This is a genomic window from Rufibacter ruber, assembly GCF_001647275.1.
Taxonomy (GTDB): domain Bacteria; phylum Bacteroidota; class Bacteroidia; order Cytophagales; family Hymenobacteraceae; genus Nibribacter; species Nibribacter ruber_C.
The window spans coordinates 1-24,064 of sequence record NZ_LRMM01000061.1; the positions used below are offsets into that span (position 1 = coordinate 1).

The 24,064-nt window shown below is 53.4% G+C and carries 16 protein-coding genes; all 16 read right to left on the reverse strand.

Annotation, left to right across the window (positions count from 1 at the left end; translation table 11 throughout):
• Nucleotides 1-390: 390 nt before the first annotated feature.
• The 16 genes from A8O25_RS17850 to nagA all read right to left on the reverse strand — a co-directional run bounded on the left by A8O25_RS17850 (nt 391) and on the right by nagA (nt 23,860).
• Complete coding sequence (locus A8O25_RS17850; RefSeq protein ID WP_066837738.1) at nt 391-3,690, reverse strand: T9SS type A sorting domain-containing protein; 3,300 nt, start codon at nt 3,688-3,690, stop codon at nt 391-393.
• Between the two features lie 340 nt (nt 3,691-4,030).
• Nucleotides 4,031-5,809 (reverse strand): hypothetical protein, encoded by a 1,779-nt coding sequence (locus A8O25_RS17855; protein ID WP_066837741.1) that lies wholly within the window; start codon nt 5,807-5,809, stop codon nt 4,031-4,033.
• Between the two features lie 658 nt (nt 5,810-6,467).
• Nucleotides 6,468-8,693: a DUF4175 family protein gene (locus A8O25_RS17860; protein WP_066837744.1), complete on the reverse strand. Its 2,226-nt coding sequence runs from the start codon at nt 8,691-8,693 to the stop codon at nt 6,468-6,470.
• A gap of 361 nt (nt 8,694-9,054) precedes the next feature.
• Nucleotides 9,055-9,573: a hypothetical protein gene (locus tag A8O25_RS17865; RefSeq protein ID WP_066837747.1), complete on the reverse strand. Its 519-nt coding sequence runs from the start codon at nt 9,571-9,573 to the stop codon at nt 9,055-9,057.
• Nucleotides 9,570-11,126: a BatA domain-containing protein gene (locus A8O25_RS17870; RefSeq protein WP_066837750.1), complete on the reverse strand. Its 1,557-nt coding sequence runs from the start codon at nt 11,124-11,126 to the stop codon at nt 9,570-9,572. The genes A8O25_RS17865 and A8O25_RS17870 overlap by 4 nt, the downstream gene beginning before the upstream one ends.
• 140 nt (nt 11,127-11,266) lie before the next feature.
• A complete protein-coding gene (locus A8O25_RS17875) occupies nt 11,267-11,725 on the reverse strand; it encodes an RNA methyltransferase (RefSeq protein WP_066837756.1) in 459 nt (152 codons plus the stop codon).
• Nucleotides 11,726-12,218: 493 nt separating this feature from the next.
• Nucleotides 12,219-13,103, reverse strand: a complete 885-nt coding sequence (locus A8O25_RS17880; RefSeq protein ID WP_066837758.1) for a DUF58 domain-containing protein — start codon at nt 13,101-13,103, stop codon at nt 12,219-12,221.
• A gap of 195 nt (nt 13,104-13,298) precedes the next feature.
• On the reverse strand, nt 13,299-13,676 hold the full coding sequence (locus A8O25_RS17885; protein WP_066837760.1) for an endonuclease domain-containing protein: 378 nt from the start codon (nt 13,674-13,676) through the stop codon (nt 13,299-13,301).
• A 47-nt stretch (nt 13,677-13,723) separates the two neighbouring features.
• Nucleotides 13,724-14,719, reverse strand: a complete 996-nt coding sequence (locus A8O25_RS17890) for an AAA family ATPase (RefSeq protein ID WP_066837762.1) — start codon at nt 14,717-14,719, stop codon at nt 13,724-13,726.
• Between the two features lie 17 nt (nt 14,720-14,736).
• Nucleotides 14,737-17,049: a S41 family peptidase gene (locus tag A8O25_RS17895; protein ID WP_082893739.1), complete on the reverse strand. Its 2,313-nt coding sequence runs from the start codon at nt 17,047-17,049 to the stop codon at nt 14,737-14,739.
• A 32-nt stretch (nt 17,050-17,081) separates the two neighbouring features.
• A complete protein-coding gene (locus tag A8O25_RS17900) occupies nt 17,082-17,702 on the reverse strand; it encodes a DUF4159 domain-containing protein (protein WP_066837764.1) in 621 nt (206 codons plus the stop codon).
• Nucleotides 17,703-17,958: 256 nt separating this feature from the next.
• A complete protein-coding gene (locus tag A8O25_RS17905; protein ID WP_066837767.1) occupies nt 17,959-19,275 on the reverse strand; it encodes a TldD/PmbA family protein in 1,317 nt (438 codons plus the stop codon).
• A 39-nt stretch (nt 19,276-19,314) separates the two neighbouring features.
• Nucleotides 19,315-19,722 (reverse strand): four helix bundle protein, encoded by a 408-nt coding sequence (locus A8O25_RS17910; protein ID WP_066837770.1) that lies wholly within the window; start codon nt 19,720-19,722, stop codon nt 19,315-19,317.
• A 79-nt stretch (nt 19,723-19,801) separates the two neighbouring features.
• A complete protein-coding gene (locus A8O25_RS17915; protein WP_066837773.1) occupies nt 19,802-21,445 on the reverse strand; it encodes a TldD/PmbA family protein in 1,644 nt (547 codons plus the stop codon).
• 199 nt (nt 21,446-21,644) lie between these two features.
• Nucleotides 21,645-22,577, reverse strand: a complete 933-nt coding sequence (locus tag A8O25_RS17920; RefSeq protein WP_066837775.1) for a 1-phosphofructokinase family hexose kinase — start codon at nt 22,575-22,577, stop codon at nt 21,645-21,647.
• A 131-nt stretch (nt 22,578-22,708) separates the two neighbouring features.
• Nucleotides 22,709-23,860: an N-acetylglucosamine-6-phosphate deacetylase gene (gene nagA, locus A8O25_RS17925; protein ID WP_066837791.1), complete on the reverse strand. Its 1,152-nt coding sequence runs from the start codon at nt 23,858-23,860 to the stop codon at nt 22,709-22,711.
• Between the last annotated feature and the right edge of the window lie 204 nt (nt 23,861-24,064).

Below are 24,064 nucleotides of genomic sequence, written 5' to 3' on the forward strand. Positions count from 1 at the left end.
CCTGTTTTTACAAAAACAGGCCAAAAACGGGAGCCGACTGTTTAACAGCAACCTTTAAAGCGTCCGTTATCCTTTCCTTTAGGCTAAAATCAGGAAGTTCACTTTTGCTGCGAAAGAAGGGTTGGCTGAAGGTGAGTGGGTACAGCAGGGAAGTACTCTTGGTCAACTAAGGCAATCACAGACAGGAGATGGCAGGCATTAATTAACGGGGCTAAGAGAACGCGCTCAGGAAAGCGAAGTGCTCGTCTGCTGCTTGGCACCACCTTTGCGCTCTGGGGCAAGCTCCTTTTCTAACGGCTGCGCTTCTCCGCATAAGGAGATCAAAACATCACTAAAACAGCAACGCCAGGCAATTTGCCTGGCGTTGCTGTTTTAGTAGAGAAGGTGAATCTATCTGGTGATAACCACTTTTCTGGAGGTTGAGGCACCTGCTGCCCGGTACTGGAGAAGGTACATGCCTGCCGGTAACGTTTGGACAGGAATGGTCTGCCGGAAGTCTCCCGCCGGGGCCGCAGAAATGGTTTCATATACCACCTTGCCCCGCAAATCAGTTAACCGCACCAGGATATTTTCCTTTTTGAGGAGCTTAACAGAGACCGTTAATACTGACGTGGCCGGGTTAGGATACACATTCAAAGAGGCCGCTTGCAACTCATCGGCCGCGCTCAGGCAGTTTTCTACCGTGATGGTTTGGGTGGCTGTGTTAGAACAACCCTCAGGTGAGGTATAAGTGTAAGTGAGAGTGTGTACCCCAACACCTGCCACAGCCGCGCTAAACTGATTGTTGCTTACCCCCGGGCCACTATATGTGCCTCCTGCAGGCGCCCCTCCTGTCAAGGCAAACGTACTGCGGTCCTTACAGATGTTCCCAACAGGGGCAAAGCTAACCGCTGGGCCACCGGAAGAAGTCACCACAACCGGGGTAGAAGTAGCCTGGCAGTTAGAGCCATTGGTCACTGTAACTGAATAAGAACCAGCCGTGCTTACGGTGATGGAAGGGGTGGTGGCACCTGTGTTCCATAAATAGGAGGAGCCAGGCGAGGCCGTTAACGTGACACTGGCCCCAGAGCACAAAGCCGTAGTCCCGCTTGCCTGAATGGTGGCAACCGGGGCCGCAGACACAGTCACTACGGTAGGGGCAGAGGTTACCTGGCAATTTGCAGAGTTAGAGACCCTCACTGTGTAAGATCCTTCTGTATTTACGGTGATGGAAGGGGTGGTGGCGCCAGTACTCCATAAGTACGCAGTACCTGGTGATGCTGTGAGCGTAACACTTCCACCGGGACAAAAGGTGGTAGGCCCGCTTGCCTGAATGGTGGCCGTGGCAGTGGTGACATTTACCGTTACACTTGCCGTATTAGAACAGCCTCTGGCATCTGTGGCGGTTACCGTGTACGTAGTGGTAGCCGAAGGGGTAGCGGTAGGGGTGGCGCTGGTAGGGTTGCTAAGCCCTGTTGCCGGAGACCATGAGTAGCTGGTACCCCCGGTAGCCGTAAGGGTGACAGGGCTACCGGCGCAGACCGTAGACGAAGAAGCGGTGGCAGTGACCGTAGGCGGGGCATTGACCGTAACCCGTACAGATGAAGTGGTACTGCAGACGCCATTAGGGTTTGTAACGGTTACGGTGTAAGTGGTAGTGGCCGTAGGCGAAGCAATAGGGTTGGCAATTGTAGGGTTGCTCAACCCCGTGGCCGGGCTCCAGCTATAGGTAATACCTCCGGTTGCCTGCAACTGCGTACTTGCTCCTTGGCAGATAGCAACAGCAGGCCCCGCATACGCGGTGGGGTTGACGGTAATCTGCACCACATCTGATGAGGAGCACCCATTGGCAGTCACGGTAAGTGTATATTCTACGGTTATGGGTTGGAGGTTATCCCCAGGATACGTTAGAGTAGGGTTTGCTGCCTTGGCATTAGAAAGCCCAAGGGCAGGTGACCAGGAGTAGGTATAGCCAGAAACTGCAGGGGCGCCAATAGTGGTGCTCTGCCGGGAGCAAACTACTTTGTCAGGGCCAGCATTCGCAATGGGGTAAGGGTTCACTTTTACGGTCACTGTTTTGGAAACACTGGCGCAGCCTGTGGCAGAATAGCCAGTAACGGTATAGGTGGTTGTTTCTGTAGGTGACGCCACCGGGTCGGCTATGGCCGGGTTACTCAATCCTGCTGCCGGGCTCCATTGGTAGGTGACAGCGCCAGTGGCTTGTAGCTGAACAGAAGAACCCACACAAATAGAGGGAGCGGCAGGAGTTACCGTGACCACAGGCAGTGGGTTTACATTGACAAAAACGGTGTCATTCCGGCTACAGCCTTCAGCATTGGTAATGGTGACAATATACCGCGTGGTAGCCGTAGGGAAGGCTACCGGGGTGGGGCTGTTGGGGTCACTCAGGTTGGTCGTTGGGTTCCATCTGTAAACGGTGCCGCCGGTGGCGTTTAGCTGGGTGCTGCCTCCCGCACAGATGGCTACATCTGGCCCGGCATTGGCCTGCACTGCCGGGCTAACTGTTATCACTACCTCATCTGTAGAGACACAGCCGTTTGAGATCACCGTCAATTTATAGGTGTGGCTGACAGGCTGGGCCGTATTGTTCACCAGGGTGAGGGTGGGGGTTTTGGTAGTGGCGCTGGACAAGCCGGTAGCGGGCTCCCACAAGTAAGTGCCAGACGAGGTGGTGGTACTGCCAATAACCACGGCCTGGCCAGAGCAAACTGTGCGGTCAAACCCGGCGTTGGCCACTGGGGGTACCTTAACGGTAACGGTTACAGTTCTTGTGTTCGTGCAACCTGCGGCAGAGGTGCCGGTTACAGTATATGTAGTGGTTTGGGCAGGGCTGGCCACAGGAGTGGCACTGGTGGGGTCATCCAAACCAATGGCGGGGCTCCAGGAGTATGAAACCGCACCAGAAGCGGTCAACTGGACAGAGGAGCCGGGGCAGACAGCGGGTGTGGCTGGGGCAATGGCAATAGTGGGGAGCGGGCTTACAGTGACTAGTACCTGGTCTGTGCGCACACAGCCGTTGGCATTGGTAACGGTCACCGTATACGTAGTGGTGGCAGCAGGCGTAGCGATAGGGTTGGCTATGGTGGCGTCATTCAAAGTAGCGCTGGGTGCCCAGCTGTAACTCACGCCCCCTGTTGCGGTGAGCTGCACAGACTGCCCGGGACAGGTAACCATGTCTGGTCCGGCATTGGCGCTTGCCGGCCTCACCGTGACCTCTTTACTGGCGGTAGCAGAACAACCGTTAAGGCTAAGGGTCACTGTGTAAACCCCAGAGGCTGTTGTCTCTGCCTGGGGGATTGTGACTACTCTCCCACTGGCCGCGAAATTGTTAGGGCCGGTCCAGGTGTAGGTGGCGCCGCTGACATTGTTAGCGGTTAAGGAAAGGGTGCTTCCTGCGCAGATATCAGGTGCCGTGATGGTGGGCGTGGCCGGTGGTACACCAATGGTTAGATTGCTGCCATTGTCTAGTACCGTGGTCCCATTGGGGGCCTGGGAGGCAGTTACCCGTACTCTATAGCCAGTGCCAGCAGTTAAGTTGGTGGGCAGCGTAACCTGAATAGAACCTGCCCCGGTGCCAGCCGCAGTACCTAAAGACCTGGGGGTGGCAAAGCTTCCTGTGGTACTAGACAACTGTACGGTGAACACATTGCCTTCGGGAAAAGAAATATCTGTGGTGAAGGGAACCGTCACAGTGCTGCCAACACAAAACGGGGAGCCCTGTATGGGTTGGGTCTGAATAAAATTTGTAACGGTTTGAGCAGAGGCTGCCAAAGGGGAAGTAACCTGCACAAAACAGATAAAAAGAAGCAGGCCGAAAAAGGGGGGTAGAGAAAGTCTCATACAGAAATTAGTAAGGGGCTAATATTCAAGATGCTGTGCTGTGCTGGTGAGAGCCGTTGCTATGGCAAAGGTAGGCTTGTCTTACCAGCAGAATCAGGTAATTCGTTAAAGCACGGGTATTTCACGCTAAGAAGGACAATTTAGCCTTTAACGTGGCGGAATGCAAAATGATATAAGCCAAAGACAATAATCAGAATTTTTCCTCTAGCCATAGAAATCCCAGCATTCCTACTAAGGCTAACCATAGCGGCCACAGCAGAATCTCCTCCTGGATTGGAATTGCTAGCGTTGGTGCAGGGGTATCTGTTTTCTGTGCTATGGCAAGAAGTTGCCTGTGCCGGAACTGTATGTTCTGGCGTGCCCAGGCCGAAGCAGAATGGATAAACAATGGACGGATAGAGTCCTGACCTGGAGGGGAAATAAACCAGCCGCTTTGGTCAGGGAAGAACTGGTGCAGGAAGCTCCTGGGAGAACCAGAAGAGGCCGTTGAAATTACAGTACCCAGAGAGGGGGGGGAGCCTACCTGTAAAGAATGGACAGGAATGGCAGAGCTAAACAGAACTGCCTGCCCCACCCTTTGCGGGGAAAGGGAAGGGAAAGCGGGTGCAGGTACTCCTTCTTCAGGTTTCGCCAGGGCGTTCAACACCTGTGACCAGTATTGGCGGTACAAAGCATCTTTCCCTTCTAAAGCTAAGGAGAACGTTTGGGGCAGCAGGCTCACGCCCACCTGGCCAAGCCCTTTTCGGCCGTAGGCCACCAGCACCTGCTGCAGGTGCTGCCCCCATGCCAGAGGCTTTTGCCCCTGGGATAGCTGCAAGACTGCCCCCGGCAACGGAAGAACCGCTTGGGCTGACGCGTTCCCCCGCCAGCGCACGGGTGCGTTTCTGGCCTGTTTTTCTGAAATCAGCCTAAAACCAGCCTCGGCGAAGAAAGGAATTGGTTTGGCGCTGTTTTGGGAAAAACAAGTCAGAATCCCGAGCCCCTGCTGCCGCACCGCCTGTTGTAGCGCCTGCTTCTCCTGCGCACTAAAACCTTGCAGTGTAGCCTCCTCCAGCAGCACCACGTCAAAGTTCTGGAGCAAAGCGGGCGTTAACCTGTTCAGCGACTGTTTGGAGAGATTAATAGTTTCAGTTTGGTAGATGTTCTGGCTCACCTCCTGCCGTACCGCCACGCCATGCCCCTGCTGCGCCAGTGCATTCTTCAGGAATTTTACCTCAAACGACGGTGCCGAGGAGAGCATTAATACATTCAGCAGGCGCGGCTCTTCTACAATAACGGGAATAGCTTCCCGGCGGAGCGAATCTCCCTCCTGCCACTGCAACTGGTACACGAACCGTCCGCTGGTTTTAGGCGTGAACCCCAGCTGAAAAGCCTGCCCCGCTCCTTTCTTCACTTCCATCGAGTCACGGTTTCCGCCTGCCGCCTGTAAATAAAGGATCACCGGTTTTTCTGGCGAAGTGAAGATTCCCTGCACCTGCACCGGCTCGCCTAACGTGATTTTCTTCGGCCAGGAGGCCGAAAGCACCCCCGCAGGCAACGGCGAAAGGTGCGGCACCAATCGCAAAGAAGACAGACTCGCCAACTCTTCCTCCGCCAGACCGTGCCCCAGCACATGCAGCGTTTGCACAGCAGGATGCTGTTGCTTAAAAGCGGCAAAGTCTGTGATAGGTTCAGCCTGAACGGCCTCTGTCTCAAAAGAAAATACCTGCGGCTTGGGGCGCAGACGGTTCAACAGGGCTTGCAAGGTGTCTGAGCTGTAACCGTCTGTGAGCAAAATGGCTTCTGAGGCGCTGTAGGTACGGGTAATCTTAGGCGGCGAAACCAACAAGGCCAGACACGCCACCGCTACCCATGAAGCCAAAATCCGCGCTACCAGCCGCCGACGGTCAGCGCGGCGCACGGCCAGCCACGTGAGCCACGCGCCCAGCAGGAGCGCCAAAGAAAGAACAAGCGGCAGCGGAACGGTCACAATAAAGTTATTAGTTATAGCAGCTGTTTAGAGTTCATCCTTTTTCTAGCGTTAGGGACCGCGACTGACCCTGGCATGGCGCAAGCGTCCGCCCGGGTCTGCGTTTTGAGGCTACTTTCCCAAAAACAGCCCGGAAACAGAAGCTTAACCCTCTTAAAACAAAAGCGGACGCTTGCGCTATCACTTATGGTTAAAAAAACTCTAAGCAGTTTCATAGATGAAATCAGCGAAGCAAAAAGGCAATTTACACTTTGTCATCCTGAAAGGACCTTGTGGGCAAACTTAGAGGGCATTTATTCTGTGTTATTACTGTTCGCCATCAAGATCCTTTCAGGATGACAAAAAGAATATAATAGATACTCTTTTCTGGCTTAGCCTTTACAAGGAGCCTGTTTAGTGTTTTCTGATCATAGGCGTAAGTGTCTGCTTTTTGGTAGTCTTTTGAAGCTGTTTGCTTCTGTTTCTGGCCTGTTTTCGCAAAAGAAGAGCCAAAACAGCGACACAAGCGGGTGCTGGCGCCAGTACAGAAGCTGTCTAAAGCTCATTTTTGGAAATGCTAAACAGGCTCAAGTTCTAGAATTCTTCTTGAAAGGGATAAGACATTCTTTAAGCTGTTAGGTTTAATTTAATCATTTAAAGGTTTTACGTCTTGCGTCCATTAATCAAGGCGGTTAAAATAGTCTTGAGCTAAATTTTTCTCAGTAGCAGGCGAAGTGCGTTTAGCGGCTCTTTTTTCAGAAACAGGCAAAAAACGGTGTAGCGCACTTTCCACGCGCAGGAGACAGTCTGCACAAACGGCCCGCTGCGCCCGAATATCCTGCACTATGTGACGTACATTCTGCAAGGCTTTTAGGTACTGCCCAGGCTCGCGCACGGCGGCTTTGCCCAGCTCCTGCCCGGCCCGCTCCAGCAACGCAGCATCGTCTGCTTTCGGTTTGGTGCCTCGTTTCAAGCTCTCCACGCGTTGCAGCGCCGCCCGAACCACGGGATAAGAAGCCTCGGGCTTTTCTTCCCGACTGAGCGCCACGGTCTGCACTTTGCTCAGGTCGCCGGTGAGGCGCTTCTCGGGTTCTTTGAGCGGCGGCGGTTCAAACCCGCTTTTCTTCACGTACACCCGTGATTTCTGCTGCACGTCTTTAAGCATTCTGAGCGCCTTGTACTCAAACGGAAGGGCTTCTTTCGGCCGCGCCGTTCTCAGTCTTAGCTCAGCCTCCCACATTTGGGCCAGTGCGCCTTTGAGTTGGGCTTTGATGGCGGGCTCAAAGAAGGTGGCGGCTTCTTCCTGGTCGTGCTTGTGCAGGTACGGGTCCAGCAGTTCGTTCATCTGGGTCTGGTGCTCACTCTCGCCTTTCTTAGGCGAATGGTCGTGGCCGTCATCTGCGCTGTGGCCTTCGGCTAAACCTTCCGGTAGGGCGGCTGCGCCGATATTCGATTCAAACTCCTCGCCCAGAAACTTGCCGTAGCGCAGCCGAAGCAGTTTCTGGTCCACGCCAATGTTGTTGGACCGCTCCGCGAAAACAGGTTGGGTAAGGCTTTTCTGCTCCTGAATCAGTTTCTCAGTATCAATGATAATCTGCCGCTGGCTCCGGAAATACTCGGGATTAGGGGCCACGCCCAACGATAGATCGTCCATGGTTTCCACGATGGTAGTATCCTCAATCTCCACCAGAAACGCCTCGGTGCGGGTGTAGCCGCGGTGGTTGTCATAGGCCTGCAGGTAGAAATAGAGCTCATCGCCGTAGGTCATGCCCAGTTGCTGCAGGTTCAGGATCTGGTTCAGTTGCACCTGCCGCGGCTGCCCATTAAATGAAAGGTTGAGCGGAATGCGCTGCTCCCTAAACTTCACCGCCTCGCCCTCGCCATTGGCCACCGTAGCCACCAAATCTGCCGTTCTGAGGCCGTAATCATCCTGCAAAGTAGCCTGCACCGTCACCCGCTGCGGCTCCCCGAAGAGAATCTCGGTGTACTGGGCGGGTTTCTTCACGGTGAGAACGGGCGCCTCGTCTGGAATGGCCTCTATGGAATAAAAATCAGAGTTCTGGCCGTTCAGTTGGAGGTGGTACAGCGTGGACTGCGATACGGTGATAGCGGCGGTGTACGTATGCTCCTGCCCCGCCACTGCCCTCAGCGGAATAGGTTTTTGGTTGCCCAACACCAACTGCAATGATTTGACCGGTTGGTTCGTCTGCACCGTCCATTCCACCTTTGCGCCCACTTCAGCCTTGAACGAGGGCGTGGTGACGGCGTAGCGGCTTTTGCGGGTATAGGCAGGCGGCGAAATGCGCAGGTGCATCTGCTCTATGGCGGGTAAAATGGCTTTGGGCTGGACCACTGGCGCATTGACATTGGTAGCGGTTTCTTCTGGCAACGGCTCCGCCAAGGGCTGTACGCTCAGCAACGGTGGCACAAACCAGATAATTGTTGCTAGAATCAGCCCCGCCAGAAGCATCAGCCAGCCGTTTCTGAAGTTAACCTGAGAGGCTTCTGCGGTGGAAATCTGTGTGGCCGCTTCTGCCGTCCGGTGCCGCTGCAGGTTGGCCAGCAGACCCAGCTCCGTTTCAGACTGCAACAACAGCTCCGCGCTTTCCTCCAGCCGCGGATACTTTCGGTTCAGGTGTTGGGCCACTTTCAGCAGGCTGGTTTTCTTGCGTACCTCCCGCCACCGCACCACCTGAAACCCAATGCTGAGCACAATTAAAATGCCCGCGCCTATACTGGCTTCCCCGGTTCCATGCTGCCAACTTCGGTACGCCCACATCGCCAAGGGCAGCGCCACCGCCACCGCCTGAAGCGCATACAGCCACGCCTTCTTCTGAAGGTACTGCGCCCGCACGTGTTGCAGAACCGTGGCAGCCGGGGCGGTATGGGAGGTGGGTTGGTTCAAAGAGTTATTAAGGTCTCTGTAAGTTGCTTTTTATTAATTGACGTTACGCACTTTATCTGATCGTCCCCCTTTGAAGGCCCGGGATGACTACTCGTGCTGGGCCACTCGTGCAGGGTTATCCATTCCCGAAATTCATCTTTTCATTCCTTTTGCTTTAAGCTTATGGTTCTTCTCATAGCCTTGTCATCCCCCTACCCCCTTCAAAGGGGGACGATCAGATAACTCATAAAATCTTTCTCACCTGTCATCTTGGAAAGATCTTGTGGGCGAACGGTAGTGGCAGTTATTCTACGCTTTTCTAGTTTGCCCACAGGTGCCTTTCAGGATGACAAAAGGAGAATAGGTTAAATGACGTCATTGTTCAAAAGATATCCTTCCAATCTGACTTGTCATAGAGCAAAGCTAGAGAAAACTGGTGCCTTCCAACATGGTCAAAAGGTGATTTGTTGATAGAGATATTGTAGCCGTAGAAAATGCTTACTGAACCCAATAAGCTAAGCCCAAGTTTAGGGGTTATCACAATATCATCAACTTTAAAATTAGACTGATATTTAACCTCTAGCCCACTAATCCCCATGCCGCTAATTGTTTCAGCTCCAACTTTGATACCGTAAACGCTACCTGTGCTAGAGGGCGCCCATTCCAGTGAAGAGTATAGTGCTGTAGAGCGAGGGATAACCATATCACCGCCTGACCAATGCTTCGCAACTCCCACTTCAGTAAAAAACGACTTTTGATATCCAAGTGCCACGCGGGGTTTGACTTTTTTAGTATCCCACCATGTAGAAGTAGAAGCACTTGACGGCAATTGCTCCACTGTAGATTGACCAGATGCCTCAACAGTTAAAAACAAGATTAGGCACGTAAGGAGGTATTTCATATTGTGGCCTGTTTTGGTTTGCTCCCCCTCCCCGCCAGCCACCGTTCTACCGCCAGCAGCAACGCCAGCAATCCCAACAGCCACGGTTTTAAATCCAGTACTTCTTCCGTTTTTGACCTGTTTTCTAAAAAAGAGCCGTTAAACGCCCGTGGCTGTTCCAGCTCCTGGGGAAGAGTGCGGGTGTCATATAACGTTTCCCAAGCAGAGTTCTCAGGGAAGAGCAGACGCAGGAGCAGTTCGGGGAACTGACCGTTGTCGGGGAGGGCGTTCCAGGTGGAGTGGAAGCGGCTGTAGAAACGGAAATGCGTCTGGAGCGAATCTAGCTGCTGCGTGAGCATGGGGTGGCCGTACCCATCTTGCCACAGCACCTGGGTCGTGGGGCTTTCTGGGGCTTGGGTACGCTGGTGCAAAGGCACATGTGCTGCGAGGCTCGGTATCTGGAGCCAACTTTCAAGTTTCTGCACGCGGGCGGAGGCTGGGGCGTCTTGCAGCGTTTTTAGCCTGTTTTTAGAAAAACGGGCCAAAAACGGAGCCAGCGGTTCATCACTTAGCCAGAAAACCCAGTCGGGCGCGACGGCGGGCAACGGCTGCGGCTCTCCGGAAACGGCCAGCTCAAATGCGGCACCGCGGTATTCCAGCGCCGTTTGCAGAGCCGCCCGCAGGTATTTCACATCGGCTTGCCGAGATTTGGCGTAGCGCACCAGCACGCGCAAGGGTTCTTTGGCCAGCGGTATGGTGTTTCGGGCTCCGCCTTGCAGGGTGAGCGAATCCGCCTCGGCGTGCGCCGAAAACCGGACGCCAGGCAGCGCAGGCAGGGAAATGGTTTGGCCCGCCGCAGGTTTGGCTACCGTTCTTTCCAGAAACGTGACTTCCTGGGCATCGCTCCGCCCGAACTGCAACCGCAGCTGGCCTTTACTGGTGTAGTAGGCATCTTGCAGCCAGACGTTGGTTTGCGGCACGGGCACGGGAATCCATTTGAAGGTGGGGTGCAGCTGGGGGTACGTGCCGCGGTGGTGCCGCAGCAAGTCTGTGGTGAAAATCCAGGCGTGGGCGTGGGAAGGGAGGCTTCTGTTGAGCACCCGCAGCATGGCCCAGGCGTTGGTAGTATCGGCGGCCAGAGAATCAGCTTGAAAGCTCTGAATAGAGGTTTCCTGAGTCAGCGGCAACGCGGGGAAACCCGACTGCAACTTGTGGATTTGCCAACCTTTTTGCGCCAGCGAATCTACGGTGGCGGCTACCAGAGGCAACGTTTTGGCCTGGAACAGCGCAGGGTGCAGGTAAACGTGTTTCTCTGGGACAGCGGGCACTTTACGCTTGAACTGCGGTTGGGCAAGAACCAGCGCCAGCAGCAGGAGCAGGAGACACCGCAGTAGCAGGAGCCAGGGCTGGGTGAGGCGCAGACTGCTGAGTTTTCGGCTTTCTGAGGGTTGGAGCCACCGGATGCTGCCCACCTGCACGGTCTTGGGCTGCCGCTTGTTCCATAAATGAATGGCAATGGGCACCGCCACACTGGCCATCGCCCATAACCAAACCGGATTGAGAAACTGGAACAAAGCTACTTTTTAGACACAAGACGTAAGACAAAAGACACAAGACGGGCTTGGTCTGGAAAAGGAAAGGTAAACGGGATTGGGCAAAATTCCTACTGCTTGGGCGGTACTATTTACCTGAGTTTCTGCGGGGCGAAGGCTTTTTACAGTTGTTTTGCCAAGGCGCTTTTGAGGTGACGGTCATACAACATCACCGTTCCTGCTGAGGCCACGTTCAGAGACGTTTCGCCGGGCAGCTGCACCAGGTGGTGACACTTGGCGAGGACGGTAGGCGGCAAACCGTGGTCTTCGGCGCCCAGCAGGTATACGCAGCGCTCCGGGTGCCGGAATTGCTCTACCGGCACGGCTTTTTCGTCCAGTTCCACAGCCACCAGTTGGCAGCTGTACGGCAGGTGCCGGAAGAAATCCTCGAAGTCAGTGTAGTGGTACAGCGGAATCTCGGTCCAGCTTTTGTTCGTGTCGGTGCTTTGTTTCTTGTAGCGCTTGCCGATGGTAAAAATAAAGCTCGCCCCCAGAATAGCCGCCGACCGCCACAGGGTGCCCATGTTGGTCTCGTTCTTCGGCATGAAAATGCCTATGCCAAAGTAGCCGTCTTTTGTCATGTAGTGCTAGTGTATGAGGTAAAGGTACGCTTTTCTGGTTTTAGGCTGATTTGGGAAAAGAGCCGCTAAACGGAAACTGCCGGGGCTACTGGCACAGACGCTCGCAGGTGCTGCGCACGCTACGAGGTCTTGAGAGCTAAGCGCAGTGGCAGAGGTTAGCTTTTGTTTGAGGTGGGAGAATCTGCTTTGCACGCATTCCGTCCCCCTTTGAAGGGGGTAGGGGGATGATGACTCGTGCTGGACCACTTGTGCAGAATTATCCATTCCCGAGAACCATCTTTACATTCCTTTTGAATTAAGCCGAAGGTTTTTCTCCCAGCCTTGTCATCTCCCTACCCCCTTCAAAGGGGGACGCTCGGAATGGGTGTGCATCTTGCAGCTGGAAGAGGAAAGTTGGAGGTGGGTTTCTTCCGTTTTTGGCCTGTTTTCCTGAAATGAGGCCAAAAACAGGATTCCACTCCGAACTCAGGGCTTAAGACTCAGAACTCCTTCCTTATTGTCTCGCGCGGCTTTGCAGAAACGCTCTTAATGCTTTGTCCAGCGGTTCATGCAGGTGGAAGCGCTCGTAGTGGATTTGCTTTTTGCGGGTGTCGGTTTCCAGGGTGCGGAGCCAGGTTTGCAGGTTCTGTAAATAAGCTTCACGGTGGGTTTCTGCGTTGACCTGCACCGTTTGCCCGGTCTCTAAATCCTGAAAGCTGAGTTGGCCTTGGTAAGAAAATTTCAGCTCGTTCTGGCCCATGAGGTGGAACAGGAGCGTGTCTTTCTCTCGGGCCCCCAGTTTGCGGAGCGTTTCAGAAATCTCCGAAGTCTGCTCGTACATATCAGTGATGAGGACGGTGATCTCTTTTTGTCGTTTTTTCGCAAAAACAGGCGCTAAACGGTCGGGGGCCGGAAAGGAGCCAGTAGGCTTCACGTGCTCCAGCTGATGGAAGAACCGTTGCAGGTGCTGGCTCGTTTGCTGCGGTGCTAGTTGTACCAGTTGGTTTTCCTGGAGCACAAATAATCCCACGGCATCGCCCTGTTGGGTGGCCAGGTAGGCCAGGGCTGCCACCAAAAAGCGGGCGTAGTCCAGTTTGGTGAGGGTGCCGTCCTGGTGCGCCATGGAGCCGCTGGCATCTACCACAAACCGCACGGTCACGCTGCTGTCCACCTCAGATTCCCTGATGTAGTACCTATCTGACCGCGCGAACATCTTCCAGTCCAGCTGCCGCAAATCATCGCCGGGTTGGTAGCTTCGGTACTGCGCGAACTCTATGCCCGCTCCCCGCCTGATGCTCTGGTTCTGCCCCAGCATGAACCCATCTACCACCGCCTTGGCAATGAGGCGCAGGTCTTTGATAGCGGCGAATGTCTGGGGGTTGAGCAGGCGGTGAGGCATAAGAATCTATTTGTCTTTCAGGTCAGGAGCTTCTTCGTCCCCCTTTGAAGGGGGTAGGGGGATGATGACTCGTGCAGAACACGCATTCCCGAAGCGGACTTTTGTTTTTCAGCATTGAATAAAGCAGTTCTAACTTCAGCGGCCTTTGTCTCCCCCTACCCCCTTCAAAGGGGGACGGAATGCGTGCATTACAAACTAAGTTGAAATTTTGCCTCTCTTCTCTGCTATCCAGGTTTCTAGAGTTCGTTGCACGTTGGGTAAATCGTGCATGACTTCTGCATCGGTAAACCGAAGGACAGTAAAGCCGAGGGCAGTTAGTGCTTTATCTCTTGCTGTGTCTTCGTCTGTTTTGAAGTTATGGGAATAACCATCCACTTCAATAATCAGCTTTAATTCTTTGCATAGGAAGTCTGCAATGTAATTGCCAATGGGCCGCTGCCGAAGAAAAGAAACGGCCATCTTTCCTTTACTCAATAACTCGCACCACAACCTGATTTCGGCTTTGGTAGAATATGCCCGATGAACTTTGGCGAGCGGCTTCAGGTGCTTGTTGTAGTGGTGGTTGTCAGGCATATAAACAAATTTTCCCCTTCTTTATACGCTCCAACTGTTATTTAAATCTACCGCAGCACTTCCCTCGGCAGCTCCACTCCTTTCAGCAGTTCCTCCACCACTTTGTCGGTGGTGATATGATCGGCCTCGGCGGTGAAGTTTACGAGTACCCGGTGCCGAAGCACGGGAAAGGCCATGGTCTGCAAATCAGGTAACGTCACGGCAAAGCGGCCTTGCAGCAGGGCACGCGCTTTGGCGGTGAGAATAAGCGCTTGCCCGGCGCGCGGACCAGCGCCCCAACGCACAAATTCCTGCACAAAGGGCACGGGGCTTTCGGCGGGGCGGGTTGCCCGAACTATCCGGGCGGAGTAGGCTACTAATTCGTCTGAAATGCTTACTTCGCGCACCAGGCTTTGCAGGGCCAGAATCTCTTCGCCAGACAAAATGGGTTGCACGGCTTCGCGCTTGCCGCCGGTGGTGTTTTTCAGGACGGAGATTTCCTCCAGCTCTGTGGGGTATTTGATTTTGATGTAGAGCAGGAAACGGTCTAGCTGCGCCTCGGGCAAGGGATAGGTGCCGCTTTGCTCAATGGGGTTCTGCGTGGCGAGCAGGAAGAACGGGCGCGGCAGCGGGTAGGTCTTCCCCGCGTAGGTCACCTCAAACTCCTGCATGGCCTCCAGCAGCGCCGCCTGGGTTTTAGGTGGGGTGCGGTTGATTTCGTCGGCGAGCACAATGCTAGCGAAAATGGGGCCTTCGTTGAACTGAAAGAACCGCTTGCCCGTGGTGTGGTCTTCTTCCAAAACCTCGGTGCCCAGAATGTCGGTGGGCATGAGGTCCGGGGTGAACTGAATGCGGCGGAACGGCAAATCCACGGCACTGGCCAGGGTGCGCACCAACAGCGTTTTTGCCAGACCGGGTACGCCTTCCAGCAAGCCGTGTCCGCCTGCCAGCAGCGTAATGAGCACTTCGTCCAGCACTTCCTGCTGACCGATAATGATTTTACTTATTTCCTGCCGTAGGGCGGGGAGTTTGTTTAAAAGCTGAGTTACGTCTTGCTCTGTCATTTCGATTCCTGAAATTGCTAAAGAGTACCCGCTATTTCCAGTGCTTTCTCCAGAAACTCATCGCGGTTCTCGCGTACGCCTTTTATGGTTTTCTCTACCAATACATTGGGTATGATGCCTACTCCGTGATGCTGGGAGCCATCATGCTTCACCACCTTCATGCCAGTCCAGGAGATGGAGTAGCCACCGGGCAATGTGAAAGGATTAATATTTCCGTTTGTACCGGCAGTAGGCTGACCTACAATGGTGGCCAATTTATAGTGTTCAATAAAACTCATGTAGCTCTCGGCGTAGCTAATGGCACTGCCATCGGTAAGGAATATAACTTTAGCAGTTAGTTTGGGGGCTTTAGGTTTGACGAGCCAGCTGTGCTTTTGATAGCCAATTATTTTTTCTTGGTCTGGGAATATGTATTGAGGCACCTGCATCCATTGTTTAGAAGTGTCTGGTGTAGTTAGAAGATAACGTAGGAAATCACTGTTGCTTTTAGGATAACCTCTCAAATCGCAGATGATGACCTTGCTTTGTTGCAACTGCGGTAGCGCTTTGTCTATAGCCGCCATTGGGCTTTGGTCAAGGTTTACATATAGAATGCCAGGGGCTAATATTTTAATAGAATCTGGGTTGTTTGTAGCCTTGTACCCCTCAGCAATAGTAAGCGACCTTTTTATGGTAACCTGCGGGGTTGTATTATCAGCCTTTAAAAGGCTAAGATGAATCGCTGAGCCTTTTTCACCGTAAAGCGACTGTGTTCTACTTCTGTAGTCCAACCATCCTTTTGTGGCTGCTGAAATGCGTGGATATATCTGACTAAAATATGCTTCTGGCGTTATGCCATTTACGTGCGTGACAATGTCTCCTTTATTTACCGCCAGGGTAGAGTCCATCGCATGGGTAATTACTAGTTTGCCTTCAATCCATTCCCAAGCAAATGGTGGCTGATACACATCTTTATTAAATGAACTGTTTACGAAAATGTGGCCATCTTTAAGCTTTGCCGTGAACTTCTGCAGATTCATTTGGAAGTCAGTAGGAGTTTGGTCTGTATATGCTCTGGCTAGTGCTTCTCTGAGGTCTTGGAGCCAGTTTGTTTTGGCTATTTCAAAGTATGGGTAAAAGTGCTGAAAGATGTTCCAGGTAATAATAAGGTTCCCAAGCCTGGTATGTAAATTACTTCCTGCAATATCAGTGGATGGAATTGCATCTATCCTCTGCCGAAGCAGAGAAAAGGCAGCCTGGTCGGTGGCTGGATAAGTTTGGGTAGTAGTGCCATACAGCGCCAACGGCACCATAACCTTAACGCCACCGCCTATACTTCTTACGGTGTACTCGCCAACCTGTGGGTGAGATATAAATAAGAAATGGGGTTTCACGGGCTTCTCGCCAGGGTTGCTCTTAATGGATACCCAGGCCTCTTGCTGTTTCGGTTCTTGCAGAACAGTGTAAGAATACCCCGTCCGCTCTGGAGCGAAGGAACTGGTCAAGCCTGTCGTAACGCTTTTGGGTAGTTTGTTTTTTTTCTCCCCAGAAAAATCATTGTGATATATCTCCTGATTTGTTTCACCAGATACCACTGCTATGCTCACGTCATCCACCCAAAGGTCACCCTCCCCTTTCAGCAGCACGCCAAATGTAAAGGTAAGTGCATCTTCTGGAACGGTGCCTTTCATTTCATAAAATGCCCAATCCTTTGATGAGAAAACAACTTTTTCCTGGTCTCTTAGCCATGTGACAGATTTATCAGCTTTTTCTGTTCTGGCAAATAACTGACCAGTACTCATGCCTTCATGTACTCTAGCCCTAACTTTCATTATCACCTTTTTACCTTGTAAAGAAGTGGCGTTTAGAGTATGGGTAATTTGGCCATAGGCCGAAGTAGCGGATTTATAAATGACAGGTCTATTAGTCCGGAGGCTTTTGTAAGGGCTTCTTTTATCACCAAATCCTAATCCATTATGCTGCCAGGCTATCGTTTTATACTTCTTTAAATCCGGAGGAGTGATTTCATGTTTGTTGAAAGCAATTTCCTCTTCATCAAGGTAAACCCTGACAGTAGGAGCAATGGGTTGAAAAAGGGCTATTAAGATATTCTGTAATTCTTGTGGTGTCTTGCAGCCTTCTACTTGCTGGCTTCCATAAATGGCAAATCTATCCCAATCAATGGTTGCCGCTTCATCACTGGGGTGAAAGTATCTCACATAGCCATAGAGCTTGGCGAAGGCCTGGAGATTTTCAATCTTTCTATCTGCTTGGGCAAAAACACTGTTTATACCCAGAACAGACAAAAATAATATCAGAATTAAATTCCTTTTAAGGGCAAGAGAGGTCATAATAGGATAGAATATTAGTGATGTTTTATATTCTAACTCATGAGTGCATACATTAGTATGTTCACCCCAAACTTAGTATTGTCCTCGGCCAGCCAACGCTTGTTCCTGAAATCATAATCCCACTCGCAGCCGTAGTCTTTGTTGCTATACAACACGGCAATGCGGCCGTTTACTTCATAGGCTTTGAGGTAATCATGTACCAGGTCATCGCCCCAGCCGTTGAGCTCAAAAGACGTGGTGGGCGGACCTTCCTCAAACTTAAAAAAGGAGCGGTACAGGGCGTGGGTATTGGGAATCTTCTTCAACGCTTTCGGCCCGAAGCAGACGCGCATCTGTTCCTCAAAGGACCGCGCGAAGAGACCGTCAATGTCATGGTTGCAATCGTCAACAAACACGAAGCCGCCGTTCTGCACATACTTCTCAAAATTGGCCCGCTCCTTGGCGTTGAACTGCACCAGTTTGTGGCCACTCAGGTAGCAGAAGGGATATTTAAAGAGTTCGGTACTTTCCAGGTTGATGACCTTTTCCTGCTCCACCACGGGCACGGTGGTATATTCCACCAGCGAGTGCAGCAGGTTAGAAGGCATGCGCTGGTCTGTGTCCCAGTTGCCGGAGCGGTATTGCAGACGGGCGAAGGTGAAAGGCGTAGGCATGAGAAGTGAGGACTTCTAATTATAACTGTCATCTTGGAAAGATCTTGTGCGCAAGCAGTAAAGGCATTTGCGTAAGCGCTTGCCTAGTTCGCTCACAAGATCCTTTCAGGATGACAAGGTAGAATATCTGGGATTGAGCCCGAAAAAGGTATCATGACCGAATACTCTGTTTTTGGCTTGTTTTCAGAAAAACGGCCCCTAAACGTCATAGACAGAAAAAGCCCCTCTCCAAGGGAGAGGGGTTTGGGGTAAGGTCTTACACCGCGTCAGACAAACTAGTAAACGTAAAGTCTCTGATTTTCATGGGGGGCACCAGGTTGCCGCCAATGCGCTGCGGCTTGCCCAGGGCCTCCAGGTTGTTGAGCATGATCACCGGGCTCTCGTTGAAGCGGAAGTTCTTCACGGGGTGCTTGATCTTACCGTTTTCAATATAGAAGGTTCCGTCGCGGGTGAGGCCGGTGTACAGCAGGGTCTGCGGATCTACGGCTCTGATGTACCAGAGGCGCGTGACCAGAATGCCTTTCTGGGTGCCTTTGATGAGGTCTTCCAGGCTTTGGTTGCCGCCGGCCATGATGAAACCACCCGGCGAAGGCAAACCTTTCACGCCTTTTTTCTCGGCCCAGAAGCGGGAATACGGAATGTTCTTGATTACGCCTTTGTCAATCCAGGTCACTTTCTCGTGGGCACGACCGTCGCCGGACCAGGTAGAGGAAGGAACTTCTGGGTTGGTGGGGTCTGAGGTGATGGTCACGCGGTCATCAAACATCTTCTCACCCAACTTGATTTTACCGCCGGGTTTGCTCAGGAAGCTTCGGCCTTCTTCCGCAGAGCGGGCATCCATGCTCCGGAACATGTTCTGCAATAAATCTACGGCGGCGGTGGGCTCCAGAATGACCGTGTATTTGCCAGGCTCCACGGCTTTGGCGTTCACAGAGGTCAAAGCTTTCTGGGCGGCTATCTCAGAGGCGGCGCCAGTGTCCAGTTTGCTTACATCGCTCACGTCACGGGTCACGTAACCAGAACCGGTGCCGTCTGCCGTACGCATGGTCACGGAGAAATCAACACCTGAACTTTGGTTGTAGGCGAACAGACCTTTAGAGTTCATCTTGGCGCTGAACCCGCTGCGGTCTTCCCAGAAGCCGGCGGCGGTCAGTTTCTTGCTGTCGGCGAGCTGCATGCTTTTGGCGGCGGCGTTGGCCCGGTATTCCGGGTCAATGTCATGCGTGGATTTAAACCACGCGTTGCTGGGTAGATAGGTCTGCGGGCCCAGCATGGGCACGTACTCGGGGCTTTCGGGGGCAATGCGGGCCACCTCTTCGGCGCGGCGCACTACTTTCTCCAAAGAGGCATCATCAAACTCATTGATGGTGGCCACGCCAGAGCGTTTCCCAAAGCGGGCTTCCACGGCCAGCGACATGTTTTCTTCCTCACCGCTGGTAGAAACGGTGCTGCGGGCGTAGCGGATGTTGCCGCCCTTGTAGCCGCTGAGGTTTACCTCACACTCATCGGCTTTTGAGTAGCTCAGGGCTTTTTTGAGGAGCGCCTGGGCCTGATCTTTTGATAATATTGCCATTGTTGGGATACGTCTGATGTTGGTTGAAACTGATTGGTATTAGTCCTGAGTCTTGAGTTCTGAGTCCTGAGTGGGTGGTGTTTGACCATTTTTCTCGTTCTTCTTCGAGGTTAGGATGATGCTTTTGAGAATCTTGATGATTTCTAGGCAGTCCTGGTGTACACTGTCAAAAGAAGCGATTGAAATTATATCTGAGTCTTTTAAAAGCCTGAGCCAATAGCTGGTTTCACGGGCTTCTTTGAGAGCGATAGTCAGTTTATTTCTGAAATCTGCACCAGAGGGGCTACCCAATGCTTCCTCCACATTGGCTCCAATGGAGGTGCCACTGCGCAAGACTTGTTTGGTAAGTACATAAAACTCCCGCTGCTCCTTCTGCAGATGCTTATACAACTTGATCATCCGCAAAGCGAAACTATAAGACTTAGCAGCAATGATACTTTCAGCCATAAATGTGCTTCTTTCTACACTTTCAACTCAGGACTCAAGACTCAGAACTCAGGACTGATCAATACAGGAAGGAAAATCGCTAGATTTTCCTTCCAGTATTGATCACGTTCACGCCGTTGAAGCGGGTGTGGGCAGAGCCGTGCGAAACAGCACTCACCTGGCTAGGCTGGCCTTTGCCGTCAAAGAACGACCCGAACAGGCGGTAATCGCTCTCGTCACAGACGGCGGCGCAGGAGTTCCAGAACTCCTGGGTGTTGCTCTGGTAGGCCACGTCTTCCAGCGGACCCACAATTTTGCCATCTTTGATCTCGTAGAACAGCTGCCCCCCAAACTGGAAGTTATAGCGCTGCTGGTCAATGGAGTAAGAGCCGCGTCCCGCGATGTAAATACCGCGTTTCACGTCTTTGATCATCTCATCCACGCTCAGTTTCTGCTTGCCCGGCGCCAAAGACACGTTGGGCATGCGCTGGAACTGCACGGAGCTCCAGTTGTCGGCGTACGAGCAGCCGTGCGATTCTTTCTCCCCAATGATGTGGGCCTGGTCACGGGTGGCCTGGTAGTTCACCAATGTTCCGTCTTTGATGAGGTCCCAACGCTTGGTTTTCACGCCTTCGTCATCATAACCTACCGCGCCCAGAGAACCAGGTTGGGTTTTGTCGGCGAAGATGGTGACGTGCTTGCTGCCGTACGGGAAATTCTTGGTTTTCCACTTGTCCAGGGTGGCGAAGGAGGTTCCGGCGTAGTTGGCCTCGTAGCCCAGCACGCGGTCCAGCTCCAGCGGGTGACCCACACTTTCGTGGATGGTCAGGCCCAGGTGGTTAGGGTCCAGCACCAGGTCATATTTACCCGCCATTACCGACTTAGCCGTGAGTTTCTCGCGAGCCTGCTTGGCGGCCAGACGGGCGTCTGCCACTATATCATAGTATTTGTCATAACCCACTAAGCCGGTGCCTTCAGGGCCTTTCATGGTGGGGGCCTTCACGGTGAGGTACTCATAACCCATGCCCATGGGCGCGCTCAGGGCCTCGCGGGTTTTGAACTTGCCAGAGGCTTTGTCTACGGCGGTTACCGTGAAGTTAGGCCAGATGCGGTGAATGTCCTGGTCAATGTAAGAACCGTCTGTAGACGCGAAATACTTCTGCTCATTGATCTGGAACAGCGCCGAGTTCACGAAGTTGGCGCCGCCGGCCAGCGCAGCCGCGTTGGCCGCTAAAAGCAAATCTGCTTTCTCAGAAACCGGTACCGAGAAGGCGTTTTTCTGGATAGGCGTTTTCCAGCTCACCTCGCCGTAGCCTTGTTGCGGGGCCAGTTGCACCGGCTCCTTCTGCAATTTAGAATTTGCCTTGGCGATGGCCACGGCCTGCTCGGCGGCTTTGGCAATGCCTTTATCGCTCACGTCTGAGGTGGCGGCAAAGCCCCAGGTACCGTTGGCAATCACGCGCACGCCTACGCCGTAAGACTCAGTGGTACTAATGCCTTGCACCTGCTTTTCACGGGTGAACATGTTCTGGGCCAGGTACCGGCCAATGCGCACATCGGCGTACGTGGCACCTTTACTTTTGGCGGTGTTGAGGGCCACGTCTGCCAGGCGTTTGTGCAGGGCTACGTCTACCGGCTCCAGGGCGCGCGCGGGGTCAATCTCGTGACCGAACGTGGGGATGCCGGAAAGCATCAGCCCTCCTACGCCCATGGCGGTCAATCCAATAAAATCTCTTCGTTTCAAGGTTTGTTTGGTTAGTGGAGTATCAGGTGGTGTGGCAAGAAAGGTTTGCCACATTAAGTTTAATGCATGTTAGGCAGGAATGCAAGAATCAACTAGATTCTCTTGGGGAGGGAAAGGGGGGGAAGTCTGTTTTTGCTATTTTTCCAAAAACAGCCCGAAAACAGAAAATCAAAGAATGCTTCTGAGGAAAGATGACAAACTAGCTTCGGGCTTTCAGCCAGGCATAGATTTCCTCTACATCTGGTTTGCGGCAGAGTTCAGAGCCCGGGGTCATGGTGGTGGCGGTGCCCGTGGCCACGCCGTACCGAATCACGTCTGGCCACGCCCAGCCTTCTGAGAGCTTCAGGACCATACCGCCTACCATGCTGTCGCCGGCGCCCACGGCACTTTGCAGCTTCACGGTGGGCGGCGTCACATATTCAAACCCGTCTTTGGTGGCCAGCATGGCACCGCGGGCACCCAAAGAAACCACCAGCACCTGGCTTTTGCCCTCTGCCAGCACCTGCTGGGCCAGTTCTTCCTGTTCTTTGGCGGTGATATGTTCTTTACCGGCCAGGGCGGCCAGTTCGTTCAGGTTGGGTTTGAGCAGGTAAATACCCGCCCCGGCGGCTTTGATTAACGCGGCTCCCGAAGTGTCTACTACCAGTTTGAAGCCTTTTTTCACAGCTACCTCGGCCAGCTGGGCGTAAAAATCATCAGGCACGCCGGGCGAAAGGCTGCCGCTGGCCACCACAAACTGGGGCACGTCTTCCAGTTCCTCCAAGGCCTGTAACAATTGTTTCCACTCGTGCTCGGCAATCTCCGGGCCGGGCATGCCAAATCTATATTCCTGCCCCGAGGAGGTTTCATACACGGCAAAATTCTCGCGGGTGGCTTCGGCGCAGGAAAAGGCTCTGAAAGAAACACCTTCGGCCTGCATCAACTCGCCCAGCTTCTCGCCGGTGGCACCCCCAGATAAGAACCACGCGCAGGACTCGCCGCCCAGTTTTTTAATGGCGCGGGAGACGTTGATGCCGCCGCCGCCCGGTTCAAAGACAGGTTTCTCGCAGCGCAGCTTTTTCTCTGGGGCCACCGCCTCTACGCGGGTACTCTTGTCAACGGCGGGGTTCAGGGTAATGGTGATGATGTTCATAGGGTGGTTTTCAGTAAAGGCTTTGCATTTCTTTTACACCAAGGCTGGTTTCCCAGTCCTCGTCTTTCAAGAACGAAGAAGTTTCCGTTTTTGGCTTAGTTTTCCCAAAAGAGCTCCAAAACGGGTGCGACTTATCTGGGAGTCAGCGGTACCGGCTGCCCGTCTACCCACACCTGCTGCAGTTCCAGTTCCTGGTTCAGGACTACCATGTTGGCCGCGGCCCCTGCCACCAACTGCCCTACCTGGTGCTCCATGTGTAGAACCTGCGCGGGGTAAAGCGTGGCCATGCGCAGCGTTTCATCCAGCTCCAGCCCAACCATGTTCACGGTGTTCTGCACGGCTTGGAGCATGGTGAGCGCCGAGCCCGCCAGGCGGCCGTCTTCGGTCTCACAGCGGCCGTTGCGGTAGTACGCTTTGAAATTCCCGAACTCTGAGTATTCAATATCTGAGTTCACGCAGGCGGCGCAGTCTGAGACGAGCAGCAGTTTCTGGCCCAGCATCTTCTTGGCCAGCCGCACGGCGTAGGGGTGGCAATGTTCGCCGTCTACAATAATGCCCGTCCAGGCCTGGCCGTAATCTAAGGCAGCGGCAGCTAAGCCGGGGCTTTTGGTGTCCAGGCCAGACATGGCGTTGTAGAGGTGGGTGACGGCGGTGACCCCGTTCCGGAAGAAATGCATGGCCTGGTCATAGGTGGCCAGGCTGTGCCCGGCAGATAAAACTATTCCGCTGTCTGCGAGCCGCTGCAACACGCTTTCCTCGGCGCATTCCGGGGCCAGGGTGAGGTATTTGAGTACGTCTTTGCCAGCTTCCAGCAACACGTCCAGCTCTGCGTGGGTGGCGTTCCGGATACAGGCCACGTCATGCGCGCCAGGCTTCTCCGGATGGAAGAAAGGCCCCTCCAGGTGCATGCCCAGAAACGTGCTGGGGTATTGCTGCATGGCTGCCCGTACCGCTTCAATGGTTTCCAGAATCCGGTCCTGAAACGCGGAGATGACCGTGGGCAGGAAACTGGTGGTGCCGTACTGCAGGTGCGCGTCTCTGATGGAGTTCAGGCTGTCTGGCGTGGGGAACTGGGTGAAATAAATGCCGTTGCCGCCGTTCACCTGCAGGTCTACAAAGCCGGGGCAGATGAGGCCGCCCTGCGCGTCTAGGCGCGTGGTGTCTGCCGGAATTTCATCGGTCTGCACCACGCCAATGATTTTGTCCTGTTCAAACAAGACCGCATAGCCTTGGGCGGTGGTGTAGCCAGAGTAGATGGTGCCGTTGGTGAGCGCGTACCGCATGAGGGGAAGTGTTTTTGTTTTAGGCCCAATTTGCGGAAAAGAGGCCAGAAACGGCAAGGGAATTTCTGTTTTCGGGCTGTTTTTCTGAAAACAGGCCTAAAACAGACGCACGGCTCCAACCGGAAACCGTGCGCTGTCCCAAACAAAACTACATTTTTTCCCTGAGCTAGTGTGCACAGGGCCATGGAGATGGCAGGCTCTTTA

What these genes read in the sequence shown, in the direction of transcription:
- A8O25_RS17865 (WP_066837747.1), bottom strand. Translation starts at nt 9,573, where the DNA reads ATGAAATACCTCCTTACGTGCCTAATCTTGTTTTTAACTGTTGAGGCA.
- A8O25_RS17875 (WP_066837756.1), bottom strand. Translation starts at nt 11,725, where the DNA reads ATGACAAAAGACGGCTACTTTGGCATAGGCATTTTCATGCCGAAGAAC.
- A8O25_RS17880 (WP_066837758.1), bottom strand. Translation starts at nt 13,103, where the DNA reads ATGCCTCACCGCCTGCTCAACCCCCAGACATTCGCCGCTATCAAAGAC.
- A8O25_RS17885 (WP_066837760.1), bottom strand. Translation starts at nt 13,676, where the DNA reads ATGCCTGACAACCACCACTACAACAAGCACCTGAAGCCGCTCGCCAAA.
- A8O25_RS17890 (WP_066837762.1), bottom strand. Translation starts at nt 14,719, where the DNA reads ATGACAGAGCAAGACGTAACTCAGCTTTTAAACAAACTCCCCGCCCTA.
- A8O25_RS17895 (WP_082893739.1), bottom strand. Translation starts at nt 17,049, where the DNA reads ATGACCTCTCTTGCCCTTAAAAGGAATTTAATTCTGATATTATTTTTG.
- A8O25_RS17900 (WP_066837764.1), bottom strand. Translation starts at nt 17,702, where the DNA reads ATGCCTACGCCTTTCACCTTCGCCCGTCTGCAATACCGCTCCGGCAAC.
- A8O25_RS17905 (WP_066837767.1), bottom strand. Translation starts at nt 19,275, where the DNA reads ATGGCAATATTATCAAAAGATCAGGCCCAGGCGCTCCTCAAAAAAGCC.
- A8O25_RS17910 (WP_066837770.1), bottom strand. Translation starts at nt 19,722, where the DNA reads ATGGCTGAAAGTATCATTGCTGCTAAGTCTTATAGTTTCGCTTTGCGG.
- A8O25_RS17920 (WP_066837775.1), bottom strand. Translation starts at nt 22,577, where the DNA reads ATGAACATCATCACCATTACCCTGAACCCCGCCGTTGACAAGAGTACC.
- nagA (WP_066837791.1), bottom strand. Translation starts at nt 23,860, where the DNA reads ATGCGGTACGCGCTCACCAACGGCACCATCTACTCTGGCTACACCACC.